The organism is Kitasatospora sp. NPDC091257 (genome assembly GCF_044757675.1).
Lineage (GTDB): Bacteria > Actinomycetota > Actinomycetes > Streptomycetales > Streptomycetaceae > Kitasatospora > Kitasatospora lactacystinica.
Window position 1 is genome coordinate 1 of the sequence record NZ_JBIVVI010001338.1, and the last position, 2,307, is coordinate 2,307.

A 2,307-nucleotide genomic window follows, 5' to 3' on the forward strand; every position below is an offset into this window, starting at 1 on the left:
CCCTACCGGACCGCTACTCCTCCTCCGCCCCCACCCGCCAGGCGTTCGGCGGCGACGCCAGCTCCTCCAGCTCGATCCCCTCCGCCGCCAGCACCACGTCCCCCGCCAGGTGCACCACCTGCTGCTCGCCCGTCTCCAGGTCCGCCACCTGGTACCGCTCGACCAGCAGCGGCCCGGAATCCGTCTCGTGGGTGTCGACGCCCTCCAGCAGCCACCCCTGGTCGAGGGTGCGCGGAGCCAGCACCGGCTCGGTGAAGGCCACCAGCCGCACCCGCGCGCTCGCCCCCTCCGCCAGCCTCAGCAGCCGGGCGGTGGCGACCAGGAAGCCCGGCGAGCGGCCGGTGAAGGCGTGCGCCCGGTCGTGGCCCTCCGCCGCGTGCTCGCCGCCGGGGTCGGCCGCGTCGGTGCGGACCCAGGCCACCCCGTCCACCGCTCCGCCGCGCACCTGCCAGCCCCCGGCCCGCAGCTCCATCCGCAGCGGCCGGGCGCGCGAGTCCAGCGTGAGGTCGGTGCTGCCGAGCACCCGGCCGTCCGGCGCGTAGGTCTTGGAGACGTACCGCCACCCGGCCGCCCCGGGCGCGCAGCTGAAGCGCTCCTCCCCGAGCGGGACGTGGTCATGAGGGTCGTGGAGCGAGTACCGGCCGTTGGGCATGCCGGAAAGCCTACGTGCGCGCCGCGCGTGCAACCTTCCGGCCGGTGCCCGCATTAGAGCGGCGGACGGCGCGGCTGTGCGTCGCCACCACGACGAGAGGGGGTGCGGATGGCGAAGCGGACGCGCGACGCGGAGTTCACGGAGTACGTGGCCTCCAGGAGCGGCTGGCTGCGCAAGGTCGCCTATCTGCTGTGCGGGGACTGGCACCGGGCCGACGACCTGGTGCAGGAGTGCGCGACCAAGCTGTACGTGAACTGGTCACGGGCCGGCCGGGTCGAGAACCTGGACGGCTACGCCCGCAGGGTGCTGGTCAACACCTTCCTCGCCGAGCAGCGCTCGTCCTGGTGGCGGCGGACGTCGCGGACCGCGACGCCGGTGGACGTCGCCTCGGTGGCCGCCGACCTCGACGTCCAGCTCGACCTGCGCAGGGCGCTGGCCGCGCTGCCGCCCAGGCAACGCGCCACCGTGGTGCTCCGGTACTACTGCGACCTCACGGTCGATCAGACCGCCGAGGCGATGCGCTGCTCCTCGGGCAATGTGAAGAGCCAGACCTCGCGCGCTCTCGCCACCCTCCGGACGACGCTCGCCGCTCGCCCCACCACCGCCGAGAGGACGTCATGAGGACGCACGAGCAGCGTGATCTCACCGCCCGGCTGGGCGCCCTCGCCGAGACCCCGGCGCCGCCCGCCGCGCTCGACACCTCGGCGGTGATCGCCCGCGGGCGGGTCCGGCTGCGCCGCCGCCGGCAGGCGCTGATCGGCGTGGTGGCCGGGTCGACCGCCGCCGTGCTGGCCGGCGTGCTGCTGTTGCGCCCGGCCGGCGGGCCTCCCGCACCGGCCGTCCCCCCGCCGACCGCCCCGGCCTCGCCCACGCCGTCCCCGACCACCGTCCCGACGCCGACGGCGTCCACCGGCCCGCTGAGCGCCGAGGCCCGCTTCGGCTGGCTGCCGCCGTGGCTGGCCCGACCGGCCGTCGGCTACGCGAACGGCGACGGACGGTCCGTCACCACCGCCGCCACCACGACCGTCGTCGAGAACGCCGTCCCCACCCTGAAGCTCGAACTGCTGCGCGGCCCCGGCGAGTCCCTCGCCCCCGGGGTGCACACGGTCGCCGCGCCCGCGGTCGCCGGCCGGGAGGCCCAGTGGCTGGTCACCGACGCATCGGGAGTCCCGGTCGGCCTGCGCTGGATGACCGCCTCCGGTCGCCGGGCCGAGCTGAGGGCCACGCTGTGGACGGGGGCGAAGGTCAAGGAGGACCTGATCAGGGTCGCGGCCGGCGTCGAGTTCGGCGGCCGGGACGTCCCGTTCCCGGTGCGGCCGACCGGCCTGCCCGCCGAGCTCAAGCCGCGGAACATCGAGATCCACCGGCCCTCGAAGGACACCGAGCCCCCGTGGAGCGCCATCCTGTCGTACACCGTCGACGGGAAGTGGCTGAGCGTCACCGTCCAGCCGGAGAGCTTCGGGGTGTTCGTCGACGGCAGGCCGGACGGCGGCACCCCGGTGTGCCGCGTCGACAAGGGCGTCCGGCTCTGCGCCAACGGGACGGCCGCGGGGAGCCCGCCGGTGCAACAGGCCGGCGGACTGGCGGGCCTGCTCGGCCGGTTCACCGTGCTCGGTGCGGACGAGGCCTCCTGGACCGCGACGGGGCCCGCGGAC

Annotated in this window: 3 protein-coding genes; 2 read left to right on the forward strand and 1 reads right to left on the reverse strand. The window is 75.8% G+C overall.

Annotated elements, in window-relative coordinates; genetic code table 11:
- Positions 1 to 13 precede the first annotated feature (13 nt).
- Positions 14 to 652, reverse strand: a complete 639-nt coding sequence (locus ACIQOV_RS38005; RefSeq protein WP_401055334.1) for a hypothetical protein — start codon at positions 650 to 652, stop codon at positions 14 to 16.
- A 108-nt stretch (positions 653 to 760) separates the two neighbouring features.
- Here ACIQOV_RS38005 and ACIQOV_RS38010 point away from each other — a divergent pair, with 108 nt between their 5' ends.
- Together ACIQOV_RS38010 and ACIQOV_RS38015 are read left to right on the forward strand one after the other, a co-directional pair.
- On the forward strand, positions 761 to 1,273 hold the full coding sequence (locus tag ACIQOV_RS38010; RefSeq protein ID WP_359915512.1) for a SigE family RNA polymerase sigma factor: 513 nt from the start codon (positions 761 to 763) through the stop codon (positions 1,271 to 1,273).
- The coding region (locus tag ACIQOV_RS38015; RefSeq protein WP_401055335.1) for a hypothetical protein at positions 1,270 to 2,307 on the forward strand (1,038 nt) is incomplete at its 3' end. The genes ACIQOV_RS38010 and ACIQOV_RS38015, both read left to right, overlap by 4 nt.